Genomic DNA, 20,607 nt, shown 5'->3' with positions numbered 1-20,607 from the left:
TCAAGGAGAAGAGGGTTCTTTTCCCTGTAATGGAATGGAGGTTATGCCATGGTATTATAAATGGGACAGATAGCCTAAAACTCGTATCAATCCATCATTTAGAAGCAGACATCTTTGACTTTTAGGAAGCAAAGATTTATTTTTTTAACTCAATTGATAATGATTATCATAATCATCTATAAGTGTGTTCCAGCACTTGTGAAGGTTATTTTTTTTATTGTCTATTGAGAATAATTATCAATATCATTTAGGAGGGTTCACATGAAAGTCATTCGTTCAACATCACCCGTATTATTATTCCTTAGTTTTGTTCTACTATTTGCTCTAGCTCCTGTTAGCTCGGCCTCAGCAGCTGGCTTAGCAGATGGTCAATATTCAGCGCAATATGTGGTATGGAAGGCTGATAGCGATTCGACTTCAACAGCGAATACGTATTTTGAAAAACCAGCCAAGCTTGTCGTAAAGGATGGAAAAATCAAAGCACAAGTCACGTTAACGAATAGCTCTTGGATCACAAGCTTTAAAACGCTCGATCAAGGTGTCTACAAAGATGCGAAGGTGATCAGTACAAATACAGCTGCAAATAAGAGAACCGTAGAATTCAATGTGAACAGCCTGACTGAGGTTGTACCAGCAAAAGTGAGTGTGACTGTACCGGTCATCGGATATACAGGTAATTATGACATTCGCCTCAAGTTTGATGCGGCATCTGTTCAATAGAAAGGGAGGAAATTCGCTTGATGAAAAAATGGATGAGGCTGCCAGCCTTCATGGCCGCTTTTTTACTGGCACTTATGCTGCCTTTTTCAAACGCACAGGCTGCCGCATTAAAGGATGGTACATACTCCGTCAATTATACAGTGCTAAAAGCTGAAGGAAATGCGGTCTCAATGGCAAATGATTACTGGTTGAAGCCAGCAAAAGTGATAGCGAAAAATGGAAACCTGACAGTACAAATGACGATTAAAAATAGCAGCTGGGTAACGGAATTTAAAGTGCCTGGAAATGGCGGCTATGTCGACACAACTGTTCTCTCAACGAATAAAAAAGCGAATACAAGACTCGTTCAGTTCCAAGCTCAGAGCCTGTCTAAACCGATCAAGTCAAAAATTCACGTCACTGTAAAATCTGCTGATTATGATCATGATTACACCATTCAGCTGAAATTTGATGAAAGCAGTATGAAATCGCTATCGTCTAACAGTGCAAATAAATCAACGGGTGCACAAGAAAGTCAGCAGCCATCAAAAGAATCAACAAACAAAGCTGATACATCCACAACGAAACAACAAGAAGAGAACCCTCAAACTGGTGATACAAGCCAAATAGGGTGGCTCCTTGTGCTTGTCTTATGTTCTGGCGGGTTTTTAGCAAGAAAGTGGATCATCAAGCATTAACGGAAGGAAGTGTCACCATTTGAAACGTCTTTTTCATCTAAAGGCAGCCATTCTGCTTGTTTTATTCAGTTTGTTGACTGCGTTTCAGATTCCTCAAGGAACAGCTCAAGCGGCTTCATTCGTTGATGGTGAATACACAGTCGGGTTCACCATTTTAAAAAATGGCAGCACAGAAGCGTCCATGATGGATACCTATACAGAAAAGCCAGCTAAGCTGATTGTGGAAAATGGCAAGAAAACAGCCTATGTCACACTGAAGCAAAGCAAAGAAATAACAGATTTCAAGGTTGAACAAAATGGTGCTCTCGTTACCACTGAAACGGTCAGTGAGGACGAAACAGCCAATACACGTGTGATCAAATTTGATGTCGCCGACTTATCAGCGAAATTAAACGGCTGGGTGAAAATTTACTGGGATTTAGGCGGCTTTATTTATGACGAAGCATATGACGTACAGCTTGCATTCGATCAAAGCAGCCTAACACTCGTTACGCCTGCAAAACCAGACGATAACGAAACAAAACCAGATGATCAAAACGGTACAAAGCCAGACGACAATGAAACTAAACCGGATGACCAAAACGGTACAAAGCCAGATGACAATGAAACTAAACCGGATGACCAAAATGGCACAAAACCAGACGATCAACCGACAACACCAGGCAATAACAATGGCACAAAGCCAGATGATTCTGCGCAAAATCAATTAAAAGATGGCGTATATCGTATCAATTACAGTGTGCTAAAAGGGGATACGGATGAAGCATCTCGAATGAATCAATACTTCTCACATCCCGCATCCTTAACCGTCAAAAATGGAAAGCAGACCATTTCCTTTACAGTGAAGGATCATAAGTCTGTCGCTTCTTTGAAAACAGAGAAAAACGGTTCTTATCAAGAAGCAAAGACAGTGAGCACAGATGAAGCGAAGAATACAAGAGTGGTTTCATTTGATGCTGCTGATTTGAAAAAAGCGGTGAAAGGAAAAGTACACATTGTAGTAGCAGCCGCTAACTATGACCAAACCTACGATATTCGTTTTCAATTTGACTCAAAGAGTATCGCTCCAGTGAAGGACGGGCAGGTGGTAGAGGAAGAAACACCAGCTACACCAGAAACGCCAAAACCAAATACACCATCACCAGAAACAAATAACAGCGGAGCTGATCAAGAGACTACTCAGCTAAAAGATGGTGTATACAAGCTTCCTTTCTCAATGAAGAAAGCAGACAAGGATGAGCTTTCCCGCATGAACGATTACGTCGTGAGCCCTGCGACACTGGTTGTGAAAAATGGCCGCCATTTCGTTTCATATAAAGTGAAAAACAGCTCAGCCATCACGTCATTCCAAGTAGGAACAGGCGGAAAATTTGAAGAGACACTTGTCGCGAAAACAGATCAAAAAGCAGATACACGTGTCATTCAATATGAAGCAAAAAGTTTAAGCAGTGCTCAGGCTGCACGCGTAAAAATTGATATTCCAGCTGCGAACTACCATGAGCAGTACGATGTCAAACTTGTCTATGACACAAAAGGAATCGCTCTCGGTGAGGGAAGCGGCATTTCAACGGTCATTGGAGACGATGAGAGTATCGGATTTGTCAAAAATCCAAATGATCACGATTCTCAAACAACTCAACTTGAGAATGTAGCACCGGAGGAAACGGGTGCGGAGCAGATGACATTTACGCCATCAGATGATCAAACCAAATCTGAGTCTGGACAGCTGAATCCGAAAACGGGAGATACCTCTCTTCTTTGGGTGTATATTCTTTTATTCGGCGGTTCGTTATTCGTACTCGTCAGAAAATATCAAACACGGACAAGATAGTTCGTTTTATTTTAAGTGAGATGCGCCTTTTTCCTCGGCGCATCCACTCTCTTTTTTCGAAAGGAGGCTTCTGTTTTTGAAGCATCGAATGTTAAGTACCTTGATCGCTGCCTTCAGTGTGTGCATGATCTTATCGGGCTGCTCACAGTCAGCTGAAAGCTCAGCAAAAGGCAAAAAAAGCGCTGAATCAAGTGAGCGTATTGTAGCAACGACTGTAGCTGCTGCGGAGATCATGGATGCTTTAGAGGTGGATCTTGTCGGGGTGCCAACAAGTCAAAAATCCTTGCCCACTCGTTACAAAGGACTGCCAGAAGTCGGCAATCCCATGAGCCCGGACATGGAAATCATCCAATCACTTCAACCGACAGATGTCCTGTCTGTCACAACCCTTCAATATGATTTAGAGAAACCCTTTCAGCAAGCAGGTGTCCCTGCCACATACTTAAATCTCGAGAGTATGGCCAACATGGAGAAGGTCATCACGAAGCTTGGGGATCAGTATGACAGGAAGAAGCAGGCTGAGCGCATTGTGTCTGCGTTTGAGCAAAAAAAGAAAGACATACAAGAGAAGGCAAAAGGAAAACGCAAGCCGTCCGTTCTGATTTTGCTTGGTGTGCCAGGAAGTTATTTGGTGGCGACAGAAAATTCATATATTGGTGATCTTGTACGTATCGCAGGAGGAAAGAACATTGTGGAAGGCGAGAAAATGGAGTATTTGGAATCCAATACGGAGTATTTACAAAAAGCCAATCCAGATATCATTCTCCGAGCCGCACATGGGATGCCGGATGAAGTCGTCAAAATGTTTGATCAAGAATTTAAAACAAATGACATCTGGAAACATTTTAATGCGGTCAAACAAAACCGGGTGTATGACCTCGAAGAAAGCTTATTCGGGACAACAGGCAATTTAAAGGCAGCAGAGGCATTAGATGAATTGACTCGTATGTTGTATCCGTCATAAGTTTGCGAATCTTAATGATAAAAGGACGTTCAAGATGAAAAAAACAGGATTTTTATTTCTGATAGTCAGTCTCTTACTGGTCTGCGTGTTTATTTATTCAGCCATTACTGGGAGCATTCATGTGACCCCAATTGAATTATTAGAAGGGCTCATCACCGGTCAACATGCACAGGTAGAAATCATTAAAGATTTGAGAATCCCCCGCGTGCTCATCGCGATGTTTACAGGGGCCGCCTTATCTGTCTCCGGTGTACTGCTGCAGTCGGTCATGAGGAATCCATTAGCTGATGCCGGCGTCATTGGGATTTCATCAGGAGCCAGCTTCTTTTCATTAATGGCGATTACAGCGCTTCCTCAATTTTATTTCTACTCACCTTTATTTTCGGTATTAGGCGGGGCGATTGCGTGTTTCCTCGTATACGTTCTATCTTGGAAGGGTGGTTTAAGCCCGATCCGCATGATCTTAGTTGGGATCGCCATCAATGCCATGTTTACTGGGATGGCTGAAGCATTTGTGACCATTTGCAGCTATTTCAATATCACAATTAATCAGTCAGGACAGTCGAATCTCACGATGAAAACGTGGGGAGATGTCCGTTTAATCGGTGTCTATGGTGTCGTCGGTCTTGTCGTTGCACTCTTCTTCAGCAAATGGTGCAACCTCCTGGCTCTTCAAGACAAGACAGCGAAAAACTTAGGATTGCGTGTGACCAGAATGCGCCTTTTGATTTCCATCACAGCCGTTTTACTTGCGGCGGTGACAGCTGCAGTAGCGGGCGTGATAGCCTTTGTCGGCTTGCTCATTCCGCACATTTCAAGAAGGCTTGTTGGCTCGGATCACCGGGTACTGATTCCATTTTCTGCGTTAAGCGGGGCTTTGCTTATTTTGACGGCTGATACGCTTGGCAGGACGCTTGTGGCGCCAAATGAGATTCCTGCTTCTACGATTATGGCCGTGATTGGCGGGCCGTTTCTGATCTTTTTATTAAAAAGGGGGGACCGTCTCCATGGACATTCGTGAGGTGTCATTCTCATATGACCAGCAGAAGGACATCGTTCAATCGGTCACAACACAGATTGAAAAGGGGAAAATCACAACCATTATCGGTCCAAATGGCTCGGGAAAATCCACACTGCTCTCCTTAATGGCAAATAATCATTGTCCAAATAAAGGGCAGATTCACTTAGATGGGCAAGCGCTGAATGCGTTCAAGCCAAAGGAGCTGGCAAAAAAGTTAGCTGTCGTCCATCAGCAAAATGAAGCACCGCTTGATTTAACGATCGAACGGGTCGTGGCATTCGGCAGAACGCCGTACCAGACAATGCGCGGAGGAGACAAGGAAGAGGATGAGAGAGCGATAGAGTGGGCGCTGTCCAGTACAAAGCTAACGGACAAACGAAAGGTGCCGCTCGCCTCACTGTCAGGTGGAGAGCGGCAGCGTGTATGGATTGCGATGGCACTTGCGCAAAAAACACCGATCCTTTTCTTAGATGAACCGACAACTTATTTGGATATCTACTATCAATTTGACATTCTTGAGCTGATTCGTGAGCTGAATGCCATGCACGGATTAACCATTGTCATGGTGCTCCACGATATGAATCAGGCTGTCCGCTACAGCGATATCATCATAGCGATGAAGGATGGACAGATTATCAGTGAAGGACAGCCAAACGATGTGTTAACAGAGGAAAACGTACGGCACATTTATGATGTGTCCGTGACGATTAGACAGGATGCAGAAACAGGGATGTACATCGTGCCTGTTGGTATATAAGCTGGGCAAAAAGCAGGTGAGACAGTGTGAAACGAGGAAAACGGCTTTGGCAGCGGATGCTGACGATCGTTTGTTTAGGAGTGTTTATTTATAGCGGTACAGCCATCGGTTTCGAACTTTTCGGTTATTATCAAAATCGCCAGGTGCTTGCAAAGGCCCAGACGATGTATGGACTTGAAGAAGAAATGAATGAAAAACGGGAGCCGGGAAAGATCCGTTCGTCATTTGATGAGCTGCGGAAGGTGAATGAGGACATTGTCGGCTGGATCAATATGAAGGACACGATGATTCAGTATCCGATCGTTCAATCTCGCGATAATGCGTTCTACTTAACTCGCAATTATTTAAAAAACGACACCCGGGCAGGCAGTATCTTTATGGATTATCGTAATGATGTCCTGCATGAAAGCCCAAATACAGTGGTGTACGGCCATCGGATGAGGGATGGATCCATGTTCGCTGGACTCACAAACTATCTAAAAAAAGATTTCTTCCAAGAGCACCGGACATTTCAGTACGATACGCTGTATCAAAGCTATGAAGCGGAGATTTTTGCTGTGTATGAAACGACGGTTGACTTCGACTATATTCAAACCGATTTTCAAGATCTTGGCGAATATGCGCACTACTTGCAAGCTGTGCGGAAGAAATCAATCTATCAAACAAAGACAGACGTGTCCACAGATGACCTCATCCTCACCTTATCGACCTGTGATCATGTGCTTGCACCTAAAAACGGGCGTCTCGTGGTACAGGCAAAGCTAAAGAAAGTTTACTAGAAAAGGAGAGACAGGCGGTTGAAATTTTCACATGTGATCTTGGCAGGACTCGTCTTGATGCTTCTCCTCAGCGGATGCAGTCAGGCAGCACCTGTAGAGAAAGAAAGCGCGGCAGGAGCGCTGAAGATAAAGGATTTTACCGGAAGAACGCTGTCGTTTGATGAATCCCCTCAGCGTATCGTCGCCTTGTCGACCGGGGACATGAGCATTCTATATGCTTTAGGCGGTGAGGCGGTCGGCAGGCCAACTGCCGAGTTACCAGACAGCTTACAAAAGGCAAAGTCCGTACAAACGATTGGCACAACGCATCAATTTGATGTAGAGCTGATCACAAGCTTAAAGCCTGATGTTGTGCTTGGAAATGAACAATTAAACAGCAAGGACATCTCTACAATAGAAGGAATTGGTTCACAGCTTCTTTTGACAAGCGCCAATTCTGTGAAGGACATCCAGCGCCAAATATCGTTATTTGGGGAGTTGCTTGGGAAGCAGCAAAAGGCTAAAGCACTCAATGATGAAATTGATGAGCGGAAAAAGCAGGTCAAGCAGCCTAAGAAAAAAGTAAAAACACTCGTTGTGTACGGTGCACCCGGCACATATATGGCGGCGCTTCCTCAATCCTTGAGCGGAGATTTACTGCATATCGCCGGGGGTGCAAACATTGCTGAGAAAGAACCGGCACTCGAAAAATTCCCCCAATACGCCCAAATCAATGCAGAAAAGGTGATCGAAGCCGATCCTGATCTCATTCTGCTCATGACACACAGCAATCCTGAAGATGTGAAAGCGGGCTTTATGAGTGAAATGAAACAGAATGCAGCATGGCACGACGTATCAGCTGTCAAAAATGGCCGCGTGGAGATTCTGCCTAGTGATTTATTCGGGACGAATCCAGGCGCAGACGTCATCAAGGCGATTGATGAACTAGAGAAGAGATTGAAGCGATTGAAGCGATTGTCATCATGAAGGTGAATGCAGAGTTAGATTTTCAAAAAAGACAGTCGAGACGAAGATGGCTGATACCGGGACTGCTTCTTTCGCTAGGTGTGGGCATATGTCTAGGGCTTGCATTAGGTTCTGTTCAATTATCGCTGCCAGATTTGATCGCTGCTTTGACGGGATCAGGCCAGCCTGTCCATGAAAAAATCGTCATGGATTTACGCCTGCCGCGCGTTCTCATAGGCTTCATCGTCGGGGCCTGTCTCGCAGCATCAGGAGCGATTTTACAAGGAGTCGTCCGAAATCCACTCGCTGACCCTGGCATCATCGGAGTGACCGCCGGCGGTGGATTAGCGGCTGTACTCAGCATGATTGTGTTTCCACAATTCACATATCTGCTTCCAGCAGCTGCCTTCCTTGGCGCTTTATTAGCGGCACTCGTTGTGTATATCCTGTCGTTTGACCAAGGGGTTTCGCCACTGAAATTGATTCTGGCGGGAGTGGCAGTCAATGCCCTGCTTGGTGCGGTCATGAATGGGTTGATGGTGCTTTATAGTGAGCGTGTGCAGGCTGTTCTGCCTTTTTTATCGGGAGGATTAAATGGACGGAGCTGGCATCATCTGAGCTTTGTGTCACCCTATGCGCTTGCCGGTTTGTGTCTTTGTTTTTTTGCGATCAAGCCCGCAAATCTTCTTTTACTTGGTGATGAGTCAGCGCAGCTGCTCGGCCTTAGAGTCGAGCGAACCCGTTTTTTCTTAATTGCACTGGCGGCGCTTTTGGCGGGTGCGGCGGTAAGCGTGAGCGGTTTAATTGGATTTGTCGGTCTTGTCGTCCCTCATTTTATCCGCCTTTTAATTGGAGATGACTACCGGTACCTGCTTCCGATCTCAATGCTGGGCGGCGGCGTACTTGTGGTCTTTGCAGATACAGCGGCACGGGTATGGTTTACACCGGTTGAACTGCCTGTGGGTATTCTGCTTGCCTGTATCGGTGCACCTTTCTTCCTCTATTTATTAAAAAAGAAAGGGAGGGGTTAAGTTGGATGTGATTGCGATGAATGACGTGAGTCTCAGTCAAGGAGGCTTTCGATTGTCGTCTATTTCAGCAGTTGTGCCTAAAGGGAGTGTAACAGGAATTATTGGACCGAATGGGTCAGGGAAGTCGACGTTAATTAAAGCGGCCGCACGCCTTACGTCGATCGAAAGCGGCATGATTTATATTCACGATATCCCGCAAAAAGAAATGACAGCGCAGGAGATTGCACAGGAAATCGCCGTTCTAATGCAGACGAGAACTGCCATCCCATCGATGACAGTACGTGAGCTGGTTGCACTTGGACGCAGTCCGCATCGTTCGATCTGGAAAAAGAGCTCGCAGGCAGATCAGGAAGCGATAGAGTGGGCGCTTGATGTGACAAATAGCCGCGTAAATGAAAACAGGATGCTGCATACATTGTCAGGCGGAGAAAGGCAAAAGGCGTATATTGCAATGGCACTGGCTCAGAAGACAGAGACGATTATTCTGGATGAGCCTACCACTTTCTTAGATATTGCGCACCAGCTTGATTTACTGGAGCTGCTCAAACAGCTGAATGAAACGCATGGGATCACCATTTTAATGGTTCTTCATGACCTGCAGCAGGCAGCAAAATATTGTGATCGCCTGATTGCGATGAAGCGTGGTCAGGTTTACCAAATAGGGACACCAAACGAAGTATTAACAGAAAACTTTTTCAAAGAAGTCTTTGGGATTCAGGCAGAGGTTCACTTAGATGGAGAGCATCCGCTCATTATCCCAATCGCTTCGATCCAACAACAAAAGGGAGATGAATCAAACATGATCATTGTAAACAACCAGGTTAGAGTAGAAAAAGGCAGTGCAGACCACCTCGTTAAGCGTTTTAACAAGCAGGGACAAGTAGAATTCATGGAAGGATTTTTAGGCATGGAAGTCTGGGTCACACAGCAGACAACCGATTACGATGAAGTGACCATTCATACCCGCTGGAATCGAAAAGAAGATTTTGTGAACTGGACAAAATCTCAGGCATTTGGAGATGCACACGCTCACGGAAAAGCAAAACCTGAAGGCCTTTTAAAAAATAAAATTACGTATTATGAAGTGCAAGTCACAAGACCTGCATTACAGAAAAAAGCCTAAAAAAGAAACATAGCGTTGCGGCCCACATGCAGCGCTATTTTTTTCGCTTTTTTATTTTCCGTCACATATTTTTGACAAAGTATTCAAACAACTGACACAATACCATCCAATTTTTAGGTAAAATTTACTTTATTTTTGAAGCGTATGGGTGTAAAGTACAGGTATAAATAACTAACCGAATGAAAATCAAGAGTAAAATTTCACCGAGTGAACCATTTCAAATGGACTTTTATTTGTGAATCATTGAACAAATAGTGAACATTTTGTGAAATGGTGAGCATGAATCATTCGGCATGTGAAAGTAAGGGAGGATGTAAGGCTGTGAGTGAGCTGTTTTTAGCAAGATTTCAATTTGCTTCAACGACATTATTTCATTTTATTTTTGTTCCTATGTCAATAGGTTTGGTGTTTATCGTCGCATTGATGCAGACCCTTTATGTCGTCAAGAAAAAAGACATCTATAAAAAGATGGCGAAGTTTTGGGGTCACCTGTTCTTACTTAACTTTGCAGTAGGTGTGGTGACAGGGATTCTGCAGGAATTCCAGTTTGGGATGAACTGGTCAGATTATTCAAGGTTTGTCGGTGATGTCTTTGGTGCACCGCTTGCCATTGAAGCGCTTTTGGCCTTTTTCCTTGAATCTACATTTATTGGACTTTGGATATTCGGCTGGGATCGTCTGCCGAAGAAAATTCATTTATTGTGCATTTGGCTTGTTTCCCTTGGTACGATCTTTTCGGCGTTTTGGATTTTACTCGCCAACTCATTTATGCAGGAGCCAGTTGGATTTGCCATTAAAAATGGTCGTGCAGAAATGAATGATTTTGGCGCTCTTGTAACGAACCCGCAGCTTTGGGTTGAATTCCCGCACGTTCTGTTTGGTGCACTGGCAACAGGAGCTTTCTTTATTGCAGGAGTTAGTGCCTATAAAATGATTAAAAAGCAAGAAATCGCCTTTTTCAAAAAGTCATTCCAGATTGCGATGGTCCTCGCTTTAATTTCTGGCTTAGGTGTGGCGTTCTCTGGACACGATCAAGCGAAGCATTTAATGAAATCACAGCCAATGAAAATGGCAGCAAGTGAAGCCCTTTGGAAGGATAGTGGAGATCCAGCGGCTTGGACACTATTTGCCAACATTGACACAGATAAAAAAGAAAACTCTGCGGAGATCAATATTCCGTTTGCCTTAAGTTATTTGGCTTATTCGAAGTTCAGCGGGGATGTTCCAGGTATGCTGACACTTCAAAAAGAATATGAAGCCAAGTTTGGTCCCGGGGACTATATTCCGCCAGTGAAAACAACATTCTGGAGCTTTAGAATCATGGTCGGTGCAGGCATGCTGATGATTTTTGCTAGTATGATTGGCTTGTACTTAAGCTTTAGAAAGAAACTTGAAACAAACAAATGGTATTTACGCTTCATGGTATGGATGATTGCGTTCCCGTTTATTGCGAACTCAGCCGGCTGGATCATGACTGAGATCGGGCGTCAGCCGTGGACCGTCTTTGGCATGATGACGACGGCTCAATCGATTTCACCGAACGTATCGTATGGCATGCTGTTATTCTCAGTCATTAGCTTTACGGCGATGTATCTGATTCTTGCTATTGTGCTCGCTTACTTATTCATTCGAGAAATTAAAAAAGGTGCACATTCTGAAGAAGATACAGATCAAAAGGATGAAACGGACCTGTCTACAGATCCATTTGATGGAGGCGCATATCATGGCATATCTTAACGAGATTTGGTTTATTCTTGTCGCAGTATTGTTTGTTGGATTTTTCTTCTTAGAAGGATTTGATTTTGGTGTCGGGATGTCCATGCAGCTGCTTGGAAAGGACGCGCACGAGCGCCGCATTTTAATCAATACGATTGGTCCTTTCTGGGATGCGAATGAGGTCTGGCTGATTACAGCTGGCGGCGCTATTTTCGCTGCATTTCCTCACTGGTATGCCACGATGTTCAGCGGATACTATATTCCGTTTGCGGTTCTCCTCTTAGCGCTCATTGGGCGCGGGGTCGCCTTTGAATTCCGAGGGAAGGTTGAGAAAGCCTCTTGGATCAAGGTGTGGGACTGGGTCATCTTCTTTGGCAGTCTGCTTCCGCCATTTTTACTAGGTGTATTATTCACGAGTATTTTACGCGGGATGCCAATTGATCAAGACATGAACATGTACGCTGGTTTTACGGACTTTGTGAATCTTTATTCAGTGATCGGCGGGGTAGCTGTGACAGTTCTTTGCCTGTTGCATGGCTTGATTTTCGTCACACTTCGTACAGAGGGTGAATTAAGAGATCGTGCAAGAAAACTGGGCCAGCGTGTCCTGCTTATTGCACTCCCTGTTCTTGTTATTTTTGTCGGTGTGTCCATCATAGAAACAGACATTTATACCGTACGCCCGATCATCACCATTCCGTTAACTGTGCTGATTGTGGCTTGTTATATAGCTGCTCTTGTTTTGATGAGAAAAGAACGTGATGGCTGGACATTCTTATTCACAGGCGCAGGCATCATGGTGACGGTGTCCATGCTGTTCACTGCATTGTTCCCGCGCGTCATGATTAGTTCAATCAGCCATTCATTTGATCTCACGATTCAAAACGCTGCATCTGGATCTTATTCACTGACGGTCATGACGATTGTGGCCATTTCTTTGCTGCCCTTTGTGCTTGGGTATCAAATTTGGAGCTATTACGTCTTCCGTAAACGTGTAAGCGGTAAGGAGCCAATGACCTACTAATGGATAAACGTTTGCTTCAACTAAAAGGAATGAGAGGGCTTCTTGCCCTCTTAGGTATTGTGTCACTCATCCAAGGAGCAAGTATTATTTTCCAAGCACAGTGGCTGGCACATGCCATTACAACGCTGTTTGACGGGAAAAGCCTCTCGCAGGCAACGCCATATGTCCTGCTATTTCTTGCTGCCTTTCTTGTGCGGCACGGTCTCACCTTGATTCGGGAGAAGGTCATGTTTACGTACTCTTCCCGAATTGGAGCAGACGTCAGAAAGCAGCTGCTAGACCAACTTTTTCGATTAGGGCCTGCCTTCGCAAAGAAAAAAGGGACAGGAAAGCTTGTCACATTAGCAATGGAAGGAATTGCTCAATACCGTCAGTATTTACAGCTGTTTTTGCCGAAAATGGTGAACATGGCAGTGATTCCGGCAATGGTCCTTATCTATGTGTGGACATTAGATGAAACATCGGCCGTCATTTTAATTGTGACGCTGCCTATTTTAATTATTTTTATGATTTTGCTAGGCCTTGTTGCTCAGCGTAAAGCGGCCAAACAATGGAGATCGTATGAGAAATTATCCAATCATTTTACTGACTCTCTCCGTGGCCTTGAGACGCTTCGTTACTTAGGTATCAGCAAAAAGCACTCCCGTAATATTGCAGAGGTGTCAAAGCGATATCGAAAAGCGACCATGAGCACACTGAAGGTCGCCTTTCTGTCATCGTTTGCGCTCGATTTCTTTTCCATGCTATCAATTGCAACCGTCGCTGTTTTTCTTGGCTTGCGATTAATTGAAGGAGAGCTTCTCTTATTGCCGGCTTTGACGGCGCTTATGCTGGCGCCAGAGTATTTCCTGCCGGTACGTGAAGTAGGAAATGATTATCATGCGACGTTAAATGGAAAAGAAGCGAATGAAGCTATGCAGGTCATTTTAGAAGAAAAGGGCTTCCGCACGCAGGAGACACAATCAGTGCAGCTGGACAAGTGGGATGAACAATCCGTGCTCACGCTGCAAGATGTTTGTGTCCAGCATGATGAACATGCCCCTTATTCCATTCAGGATGTAGATCTCACTGTAAAAGGGAAGAGAAAAATCGGCATCATTGGTGCCAGTGGTTCAGGGAAATCGACGTTAACCGATGTCCTCGGCGGCTTTGTTGAACCGTCTTCGGGTCAAATCACGCTAAACGGCCAGCCGCTTGTTCATTTACAGATGAAGGAATGGCAAAAGGAAGTTGTCTATATGCCGCAGCATCCCTATTTATTTCACATGACATTAAGAGAAAACATTCGTTTTTATGAACCGAATGCAACAGATGAAGAAGTGGAAAGAGCTGTGCATGAGGCTGGTTTAACTCAGCTTGTCACGCAGCTGCCAAATGGCCTGGATGAGGTCATTGGAGAACAGGGAAGAGGGCTAAGCGGCGGACAGGCGCAAAGAATTGCCCTTGCTCGAACTGTGCTGGGCCAGCGGTCGATTATGCTGTTAGATGAACCAACGGCGCATCTCGATATTGAAACAGAGTACGAATTGAAGAAAACAATGCTTCCACTGTTTGAACATAAACTTGTGTTCTTAGCGACACACAGACTCCATTGGATGCAGGACATGGATGAAATCATTGTCATGGATCAAGGAACCGTCGCAGAAATGGGGACACATGAATCATTAATGCATAGAAAAGGCGTGTATTATCAATTGGTACAGGAGCAAATGGGGGCGGTCACACATGATCAGTAAAGGCTGGTTTATACCTTATATCAAGGAGAATCGAAAGCTGTTTGCCTTGGTTTTATTTTTAGGAGCCATTGCGGTATTCTCTGCTTCTATGCTGATGTACACGTCGGGCTTTCTCATTTCAAAAGCCGCGACAAGACCTGAGAATATACTCATGGTCTACGTCCCAATCGTGGCTGTACGTACCTTTGGTATTTCGCGCTCTGCTGCCCGCTATGCAGAAAGGCTGGCGAGCCATCAACTCATTTTGACAATGATTGAAAAAATGCGTGTGCGTCTGTATGACATGGCTGAACGAAGTGCCAAACAGACAAAGCTGGGGACAGGTGAAATGCTTGGTCTCTTGTCAGATGATGTGGAGAGACTGCAGGATGCCTATTTAAAAACCATCTTTCCATCCATCGGTGCACTGCTTTTATATGCCGCATCCATTGGAGCACTTGGCCTTTTCTCATGGCCTTTTGCTGGACTGATGCTGCTTTATATGGCACTTCTCGTCTTCGTCTTCCCATACGTCACAGTGCTTGTGAACCGGGCAAGACAAATTCAAATGAAAAAAGGCAGAAATGAACTGTACAGCCATTTAACAGATGCAGTCATGGGCGTTAGTGACTGGCTGTTCAGCGGCAGGCAGAAAGATTTTGTTGATGGTTATGAACAAAAAGAAGCGCAGTTGTTAGCGCTTGAAGCAGCCAAGCACCGGTTTATCCGTCTGCGCCAATTTTTTGCACAGCTGATCATTGGAGGAGCTGTCGTGCTTGTCGTGTATTGGAGCGGATCGGTTGTTCAGTCAGGATCCATGTCACACACCCTGATTGCAGCCTTTGTACTTGTGCTGTTTCCATTAACAGAAGCCTTTCTTCCGCTGTCAGATGCGGCAGGTGATATCCCTGTCTATCAGCATGCTGTCAGCAGATTACATCATTATGAAAAGCAGTCATATGAAGGAGAAACTGAGAGCGAAGCAGTGGATCAGTCAACCCTTTCTCACGATGAAGCTGTTTGTTTCGATCAAGTGTCCTTTCGGTATGACACGCATCAATATGTACTTCAAGACCTGTCCTTTTCTCTGAAGCAAGGGGAATCACTCGCGCTCTTAGGTAAAAGCGGTGCAGGCAAATCGACCATTTTAAAATTGTTAGAAGGGGCAGTCGTTCCAAATCAAGGAGCTGTCAGCATTCAAGGAAAACCGGTTCAAAGCATTCAAGAGAAGGTGTCTGCCTATGTGTCTGTGCTCAATCAACAGCCTTATTTATTTGATACGTCTGTTATAAACAATATCCGTTTAGGATCTCCAGAGGCGACAGAAGAGCAGGTAAAAGAAGCAGCTAGACAAGTGCAGCTGCATGATTACATCGAGTCTTTGCCAGAAGGTTATCACACAGGTGTTCAGGAGACAGGGGTTCGATTTTCAGGTGGAGAAAGACAGCGTATGGCATTAGCTCGGATTTTGCTGCAGGATACGCCGGTTGTTGTATTAGATGAACCGACCGTCGGGCTTGATCCACGGACAGAGCGTGAATTGCTTGAAACCATCTTCCGTGTGTTAAAAGGGAAAACAGTTATTTGGATAACCCATCATCTGACTGGCTGTGAGGCGTGTGACCGCATCATGTTTATTGAAGACGGACGCATTGAGATGCAGGGTCAGCATCAGGATTTACTAAAAGAAAACAAGCGTTATCAAAAACTGTACGAAATGGATCGTCCTTTTTCTACAATATAAATGAAATGACAAGAACGTTCGGACAGGAAATCTCTGCCCGAACGTATTGTGGTTTAAGGGTTTACTTTACCAACACCTGTATTTGAGATCACTTCTGATTTCACATTGTTCACGTTAAGCAAAGAGTAGTTATAAGGAGGGTTATACGTACCTGTTGAAGATGTTGGCAGACTGCCTGTGCTGTTAATATAAGAGTTGTTGATGACATGCCATGTTCCTACTTGACGGCTGTCCCAGCTTCCAATGGCATTATTGGTGTTTTCAAATACGTTGTGTTCAATTCTCATCTTTGCGCCCATACGTGAGTTAATCGCTGTTGCCAAGATGCCTTTGTAATAGTTGTTATAGACATGTCCTTCCCCGAAGCGCATAGACGGTACACGAGAGTTCAGGTTTTCAAAACGGTTGTTGTGGAACGTAATTTTTCGATTGTAGTTATCGTTATCGGAGCTGCCCATGAGCATTGTTTTCCAGCTGTCATGTACATAGTTCCACGAGAAGGTAATATAGTCAGAGTCATTTTTCACATCAAATAAACCATCGTAGTCATCCTTCCCAGAATTCAATGTATTGTACAGTTCATTATGGTCGACCCATATGTTTTTAGAACCGCCTTCGATCCCGATCGCATCTTTGTCACCGATTTTGCTGTGGTGGATTTTCAAGTTGCGGATGATGATGTTATTGGCACGCCATACTTTAATACCAATCCCATTAAATTCGCCGTTCGTCCCTTTACCGACGATCGAAACATTATTTGTATCTTTCACATCGATTTTATTGGCTGATGTATTAGAAGGGCTAATCGTCCCGTCTACTACAATTTTTAATTTTTCGTTTGTTCCTTTATTTTTGAGGGCAGCCAATAATTCATTTCCAGTTTTGACTGTGACGGTTTTACCGCCTTCACCGCCTGTTGTGCCGCCATTTAATGTGGAGAAGCCTTGTTGATTAAAGTTGGCCATAATAGAAGGGCTTTCTGGGTATTTGGCTGCTGCTTTTGCCTCCCCGTTTGGTGCAAATAATGAAGTGACGAGACCAACAGCTAATACACCGGCTAACATTGGAACTTTTCTCTTCAAAGTCAACATCTCCATTCTTTATTTTGTTTTAATGAAAACGTTTCCAAAATAAGCTGTGATTCACCCAATCCTCCTTCCTTCACAAGCATCGCCTCATTCGGAATGTAGGAAGAGCATAGCATGCAAAAAGGTATCATCGGCTAAGGATAGGCGCAGCGTATTCCATGATTTTCTAGGAAGCTAAGCCAATGATTATTTTATTTCATCTTCATGAGATAAGGACCATTGTCGATAGGTATGAGGATGACATCATGATTATGGAGAGAAGGCTCTCCATTTGGTAGAAAATCAAAACGCATCATTTTGTTAGAGAAGAAGGAATGCCATAATCATTACATAAGAAAAAATGGCATATAAAATGGGTTTCATAGAAGTTATGCTAAAAAATAAGGTCTATTTTAAACGGTATTGTCATTCGTGTCGTCTCATGAGTAAGAGAAGAAAAGGAAGGAGGGACGTGTTTGGAGCAGACAGAAGAGACATTATTGATTCAGCGGGCAAAACAGGGCGATGATGCCGCGTTTACGGCTCTTTATCGGCATCATTATTCCTTTCTTTACCGATATATGTTGAAGCTGACCCTTCAACAAGAGCTGGCAGAGGAAATCATGCAAGAAACGATGCTGAAAGCGTATATGAAACTTTCTTCATTTAGAGGAGATGCCTTATTTTCAACCTGGCTCATTTCGATTGCATCTAGGCAATTTTTAGATCACCAGAAGAAAAGAAAACGTGAACAATTGAGAGAAGGAAAAGCCAATCAGGAGGCCATACGCCGTTTCAAATGGGACGTTCAGCAAAAGGGGAACACATGGCATGACATGTGGGATGCTTTAAATGAATTAAAGGCTCAGGAGCGAGCACCCATTATTCTGCACTATTATTATGGCTTTACCTACCCAGAAATGGCTTCAATGCTCGGAATGAGAGAAGGCACTGTGAAATCGAGGGTTCATCATGGATTAAAGAAAATTCGAAAGGAGTGGGATGTATGAAGGAAGATCGTTTGACCGAACGTTTAAAAGAAGAGCTGCAGCAGCTAGATGAACAAATTGAAGTGGAACAGCCAAGTGAGCAGGCTGTCATGATGATGTTGAAACAGGCGAAGGAACAAGAGAAAAGGCGTTTTAAACAAGAAGTGCTGGCATACGTTTTGATCAGTTTGACCATTCTGGCCCTCTTTGCAGCTGCCATTACCCATTTGCCTATCATCTTCATTCTTCTCCAAATAGTGAGCGTACCCATCTGCTTTATTGTTGGCTACAAGGAATATCAACATATCAAAGGAGGGTCTTCCTTATGAGTCAGACGGAAATGATCATCTTATTGTGCGTCTTGCCGTTATTGTTTGCACAGGGCTTTCTTTTATTTATTGATGCAAAGAAAAGAGGGCGTTACAAGTGGTTCTGGGGTATTGTCGGTCTCATTAACTTTCCATCGTCTTCTATTCTATATTGGCTTTGTGTCGTGCTACCTGATCGAAAAAGAGGCGGGAAGCTCCGAAAAGATTGAGTGCATCCGATCAAACTTTTGACCCTTTTTTCGTTGGAAAACAAGCTAGAAATTCATCATGATTCATGTATTTGTCAAAGAAAACGGGACGAGAAACATCCGCTTGTTCGTTTCTAGCACATTAGTCATTCCTTGAGCGCTTATTTTTAAAGTCAATTGCTGCGGCTGCTTGATCTATCTCAATTCGGCATCATTTTCATCTGTTATCAATATTGATCAGATTTTACAATTGGTGTTAAATTAATCTCAATATGCGTTAGAAAATCTAACAATTAAAAGTGTGGAGATATCTACAAGGAGGCAGATGCGACATGTTGACCTTAGATCGAGCAGCACAAACAGCACAAAGCTACATCCACCGTGTGTTAGAAGAGGTGGAAAAACGAAATCCCGGCGAGGAGGAATTCCAGCAAGCGGTAAAAGAAATTCTGGAATCACTCGTCCCAGTTTTTGCGAAGCATCCAGAGTATGAAAAACAGGGCATTTTAGAACGGCTCATTGAGCCTGAGCGGCTTGTGGTATTTCGAGTGCCATGGGTAGACGATGAGGGCAAAGTACAAGTCAATCGAGGGTTTAGGGTTCAATTCAATAGTGCCATCGGTCCTTATAAAGGAGGCATTCGTTTCCATCCAACCGTCAATGCAAGCATTATCAAGTTTTTAGGGTTTGAACAAATCTTTAAAAACGCACTGACTGGTATGCCGATCGGTGGAGGGAAAGGTGGATCGGATTTTGACCCTAAAGGAAAATCTGATGGAGAAATCATGCGTTTCGTTCAAAGCTTTATGAGTGAACTCGGCCGATATATCGGACCTGATCAAGATGTGCCAGCAGGTGATATTGGTGTAGGAGCACGCGAAATTGGCTATATGTTCGGACAGTATAAGAAAATGCGCGGTGCTTATGAAGCGGGTGTACTCACGGGGAAAAGCCCTGGATTCGGAGGCAGCTTAGCGAGAAAAGAGGCGACAGGCTACGGACTGGTGTACTTCATGGAGGAAATGCTGAAAGCACATGGGCTCCAATTTGAAGGGCGTTCAGTTGTTGTGTCGGGCTCAGGAAATGTGTCTATTTATGCAATGGAAAAGGTAATGGAATTAGGCGGTAAGGTTGTGGCTTGCAGTGATTCAAGCGGAGCAATATATGATCCTCAAGGGATATCACTTGAGACCATTAAGCAGCTGAAGGAAGTCGAGAATCAGCGGATTGGGGCATACATTGACATTCACCCGCATGCTGAATTAATTGAAGATTGCGAACAAATTTGGTCCGTTCCTTGTGATATTGTGCTGCCATGTGCAACACAAAATGAAATATCAGAGGCGCATGCACAGCAGCTTGTGGCAAATGGTGTCATCGCTGTTGGAGAAGGAGCCAATATGCCGTCCACTCTTAAGGCGGTCAAAGTATTTGAAGAGAATCGTATTTTGTTTGCGCCGGCAAAAGCGGCGAATGCTGGCGGAGTAGGTGTCTCAGCACTGGAAATGGCGCAAAACAGTGCAAGAATGTCTTGGACATTTGAAGAAGTAGATGATCAGCTGAAACAAATGATGCAGTCTATTTATCGTCAGTGTACAGAGACAGCGGACGAATATGGACACTCAGGGAACATCATGGTTGGAGCAAATATTGCAGGATTTCGTAAGGTGGCAGATGCCATGATCGCACAAGGCGTGATTTAACTCCTGCTCTCCCGCACCTGTTTATTTCATGACAAGATGGGGAATCGTCCTTTAAGAATGACAATAAGGAGGCGCGGGAGAAATGAAAAAATGGCTGAAACAAATTGTGAAATGGGCACCTGTGATTTATCCAGTGGTGAGGAAAATATATAAAGAGCGAAAAGCATCTAAACGTCGTAACGTATCAGCCGGATAATCCGGCTTTTTTTTATGCAAACATACAGATCCTGTGTTGTAAAAAAATAATAGAATCGAATGATCCATTTCATCCCTCTCTCCGTTAA

20 protein-coding genes are annotated in these 20,607 nt (G+C 44.2%); 19 read left to right on the top strand and 1 reads right to left on the bottom strand.

Annotation, left to right across the window (positions count from 1 at the left end):
- The first annotated feature begins 261 nt into the window (after window positions 1-261).
- The 14 genes from ACP69X_RS03785 to cydC all read left to right on the top strand — a co-directional run bounded on the left by ACP69X_RS03785 (window position 262) and on the right by cydC (window position 16,047).
- Window positions 262-720: an NEAT domain-containing protein gene (locus tag ACP69X_RS03785; RefSeq protein WP_212043628.1), complete on the top strand. Its 459-nt coding sequence runs from the start codon at window positions 262-264 to the stop codon at window positions 718-720.
- Window positions 721-740: 20 nt separating this feature from the next.
- On the top strand, window positions 741-1,397 hold the full coding sequence (gene isdC / locus ACP69X_RS03780) for a heme uptake protein IsdC (protein WP_305960555.1): 657 nt from the start codon (window positions 741-743) through the stop codon (window positions 1,395-1,397).
- A gap of 19 nt (window positions 1,398-1,416) precedes the next feature.
- Window positions 1,417-3,228, top strand: a complete 1,812-nt coding sequence (locus tag ACP69X_RS03775) for an NEAT domain-containing protein (protein WP_426052435.1) — start codon at window positions 1,417-1,419, stop codon at window positions 3,226-3,228.
- A 76-nt stretch (window positions 3,229-3,304) separates the two neighbouring features.
- Window positions 3,305-4,192 carry a heme ABC transporter substrate-binding protein IsdE gene (gene isdE / locus ACP69X_RS03770; RefSeq protein ID WP_041087611.1) on the top strand — a complete coding sequence of 296 codons (888 nt, stop codon included), beginning with the start codon at window positions 3,305-3,307 and terminating at the stop codon, window positions 4,190-4,192.
- 34 nt (window positions 4,193-4,226) lie between these two features.
- Window positions 4,227-5,213, top strand: coding sequence for a FecCD family ABC transporter permease (locus ACP69X_RS03765; RefSeq protein WP_041087613.1), 987 nt, complete (start codon window positions 4,227-4,229; stop codon window positions 5,211-5,213).
- Window positions 5,200-5,970: an ABC transporter ATP-binding protein gene (locus tag ACP69X_RS03760; RefSeq protein ID WP_041087616.1), complete on the top strand. Its 771-nt coding sequence runs from the start codon at window positions 5,200-5,202 to the stop codon at window positions 5,968-5,970. The genes ACP69X_RS03765 and ACP69X_RS03760 overlap by 14 nt, the downstream gene beginning before the upstream one ends.
- A 26-nt stretch (window positions 5,971-5,996) precedes the next feature.
- Window positions 5,997-6,749 carry a class B sortase gene (gene srtB, locus ACP69X_RS03755; RefSeq protein ID WP_426052434.1) on the top strand — a complete coding sequence of 251 codons (753 nt, stop codon included), beginning with the start codon at window positions 5,997-5,999 and terminating at the stop codon, window positions 6,747-6,749.
- Between the two features lie 18 nt (window positions 6,750-6,767).
- A complete protein-coding gene (locus tag ACP69X_RS03750) occupies window positions 6,768-7,715 on the top strand; it encodes an ABC transporter substrate-binding protein (protein ID WP_426052433.1) in 948 nt (315 codons plus the stop codon).
- Window positions 7,712-8,725, top strand: coding sequence for a FecCD family ABC transporter permease (locus ACP69X_RS03745; protein ID WP_047202949.1), 1,014 nt, complete (start codon window positions 7,712-7,714; stop codon window positions 8,723-8,725). Before ACP69X_RS03750 ends, ACP69X_RS03745 begins: the two co-directional genes overlap by 4 nt.
- Window positions 8,726-8,732: 7 nt before the next feature.
- On the top strand, window positions 8,733-9,848 hold the full coding sequence (gene isdG, locus ACP69X_RS03740) for a heme oxygenase (protein ID WP_426052485.1): 1,116 nt from the start codon (window positions 8,733-8,735) through the stop codon (window positions 9,846-9,848).
- A 321-nt stretch (window positions 9,849-10,169) separates the two neighbouring features.
- Complete coding sequence (locus tag ACP69X_RS03735) at window positions 10,170-11,585, top strand: cytochrome ubiquinol oxidase subunit I (RefSeq protein ID WP_039182485.1); 1,416 nt, start codon at window positions 10,170-10,172, stop codon at window positions 11,583-11,585.
- The gene (gene cydB, locus ACP69X_RS03730) at window positions 11,572-12,588 is read left to right on the top strand and encodes a cytochrome d ubiquinol oxidase subunit II (protein ID WP_039182483.1); all 1,017 of its coding nucleotides are present in this window, start codon (window positions 11,572-11,574) and stop codon (window positions 12,586-12,588) included. The genes ACP69X_RS03735 and cydB overlap by 14 nt, the downstream gene beginning before the upstream one ends.
- The gene (gene cydD / locus ACP69X_RS03725) at window positions 12,588-14,324 is read left to right on the top strand and encodes a thiol reductant ABC exporter subunit CydD (protein ID WP_426052432.1); all 1,737 of its coding nucleotides are present in this window, start codon (window positions 12,588-12,590) and stop codon (window positions 14,322-14,324) included. Before cydB ends, cydD begins: the two co-directional genes overlap by 1 nt.
- Window positions 14,314-16,047: a thiol reductant ABC exporter subunit CydC gene (cydC, locus tag ACP69X_RS03720; protein ID WP_426052431.1), complete on the top strand. Its 1,734-nt coding sequence runs from the start codon at window positions 14,314-14,316 to the stop codon at window positions 16,045-16,047. The genes cydD and cydC overlap by 11 nt, the downstream gene beginning before the upstream one ends.
- Window positions 16,048-16,100: 53 nt before the next feature.
- Here cydC and ACP69X_RS03715 read toward each other — a convergent pair whose 3' ends face one another.
- Window positions 16,101-17,138: a pectate lyase family protein gene (locus ACP69X_RS03715; protein WP_426052430.1), complete on the bottom strand. Its 1,038-nt coding sequence runs from the start codon at window positions 17,136-17,138 to the stop codon at window positions 16,101-16,103.
- Between the two features lie 452 nt (window positions 17,139-17,590).
- Here ACP69X_RS03715 and sigY point away from each other — a divergent pair, with 452 nt between their 5' ends.
- From sigY to ACP69X_RS03690, 5 genes are all read left to right on the top strand, one after another.
- Window positions 17,591-18,124: an RNA polymerase sigma factor SigY gene (sigY, locus tag ACP69X_RS03710; RefSeq protein ID WP_064498827.1), complete on the top strand. Its 534-nt coding sequence runs from the start codon at window positions 17,591-17,593 to the stop codon at window positions 18,122-18,124.
- On the top strand, window positions 18,121-18,432 hold the full coding sequence (locus ACP69X_RS03705) for a YxlC family protein (RefSeq protein ID WP_106025452.1): 312 nt from the start codon (window positions 18,121-18,123) through the stop codon (window positions 18,430-18,432). The genes sigY and ACP69X_RS03705 overlap by 4 nt, the downstream gene beginning before the upstream one ends.
- The gene (locus ACP69X_RS03700) at window positions 18,429-18,641 is read left to right on the top strand and encodes a transcriptional regulator (protein WP_106025453.1); all 213 of its coding nucleotides are present in this window, start codon (window positions 18,429-18,431) and stop codon (window positions 18,639-18,641) included. The genes ACP69X_RS03705 and ACP69X_RS03700 overlap by 4 nt, the downstream gene beginning before the upstream one ends.
- Window positions 18,642-18,952: 311 nt before the next feature.
- A complete protein-coding gene (gene gdhA / locus ACP69X_RS03695; RefSeq protein WP_247543937.1) occupies window positions 18,953-20,323 on the top strand; it encodes an NADP-specific glutamate dehydrogenase in 1,371 nt (456 codons plus the stop codon).
- An 82-nt stretch (window positions 20,324-20,405) separates the two neighbouring features.
- Window positions 20,406-20,519, top strand: coding sequence for a hypothetical protein (locus ACP69X_RS03690; protein ID WP_223250414.1), 114 nt, complete (start codon window positions 20,406-20,408; stop codon window positions 20,517-20,519).
- The last annotated feature ends 88 nt before the right edge of the window (window positions 20,520-20,607 follow it).

This window comes from Bacillus sp. DC4300-2b2 (assembly GCF_049895685.1).
Classification (GTDB): Bacteria; Bacillota; Bacilli; order Bacillales; family Bacillaceae; genus Bacillus; species Bacillus safensis.
The sequence above is the reverse complement of the archived record's forward strand: the minus strand, read 5'-3'. Positions and strand labels throughout refer to the sequence as shown.

Excerpts from the sequence above, each read along its gene's own strand:
- ACP69X_RS03700 (WP_106025453.1), top strand. The coding sequence starts at position 18,429 with ATGAGTCAGACGGAAATGATCATCTTATTGTGCGTCTTGCCGTTATTG.
- ACP69X_RS03705 (WP_106025452.1), top strand. The coding sequence starts at position 18,121 with ATGAAGGAAGATCGTTTGACCGAACGTTTAAAAGAAGAGCTGCAGCAG.
- cydD (WP_426052432.1), top strand. The coding sequence starts at position 12,588 with ATGGATAAACGTTTGCTTCAACTAAAAGGAATGAGAGGGCTTCTTGCC.
- cydC (WP_426052431.1), top strand. The coding sequence starts at position 14,314 with ATGATCAGTAAAGGCTGGTTTATACCTTATATCAAGGAGAATCGAAAG.
- ACP69X_RS03785 (WP_212043628.1), top strand. The coding sequence starts at position 262 with ATGAAAGTCATTCGTTCAACATCACCCGTATTATTATTCCTTAGTTTT.
- ACP69X_RS03765 (WP_041087613.1), top strand. The coding sequence starts at position 4,227 with ATGAAAAAAACAGGATTTTTATTTCTGATAGTCAGTCTCTTACTGGTC.
- cydB (WP_039182483.1), top strand. The coding sequence starts at position 11,572 with ATGGCATATCTTAACGAGATTTGGTTTATTCTTGTCGCAGTATTGTTT.
- ACP69X_RS03715 (WP_426052430.1), bottom strand. The coding sequence starts at position 17,138 with ATGTTGACTTTGAAGAGAAAAGTTCCAATGTTAGCCGGTGTATTAGCT.
- isdC (WP_305960555.1), top strand. The coding sequence starts at position 741 with ATGAAAAAATGGATGAGGCTGCCAGCCTTCATGGCCGCTTTTTTACTG.
- gdhA (WP_247543937.1), top strand. The coding sequence starts at position 18,953 with ATGTTGACCTTAGATCGAGCAGCACAAACAGCACAAAGCTACATCCAC.
- ACP69X_RS03760 (WP_041087616.1), top strand. The coding sequence starts at position 5,200 with ATGGACATTCGTGAGGTGTCATTCTCATATGACCAGCAGAAGGACATC.
- ACP69X_RS03690 (WP_223250414.1), top strand. The coding sequence starts at position 20,406 with ATGAAAAAATGGCTGAAACAAATTGTGAAATGGGCACCTGTGATTTAT.
- ACP69X_RS03745 (WP_047202949.1), top strand. The coding sequence starts at position 7,712 with ATGAAGGTGAATGCAGAGTTAGATTTTCAAAAAAGACAGTCGAGACGA.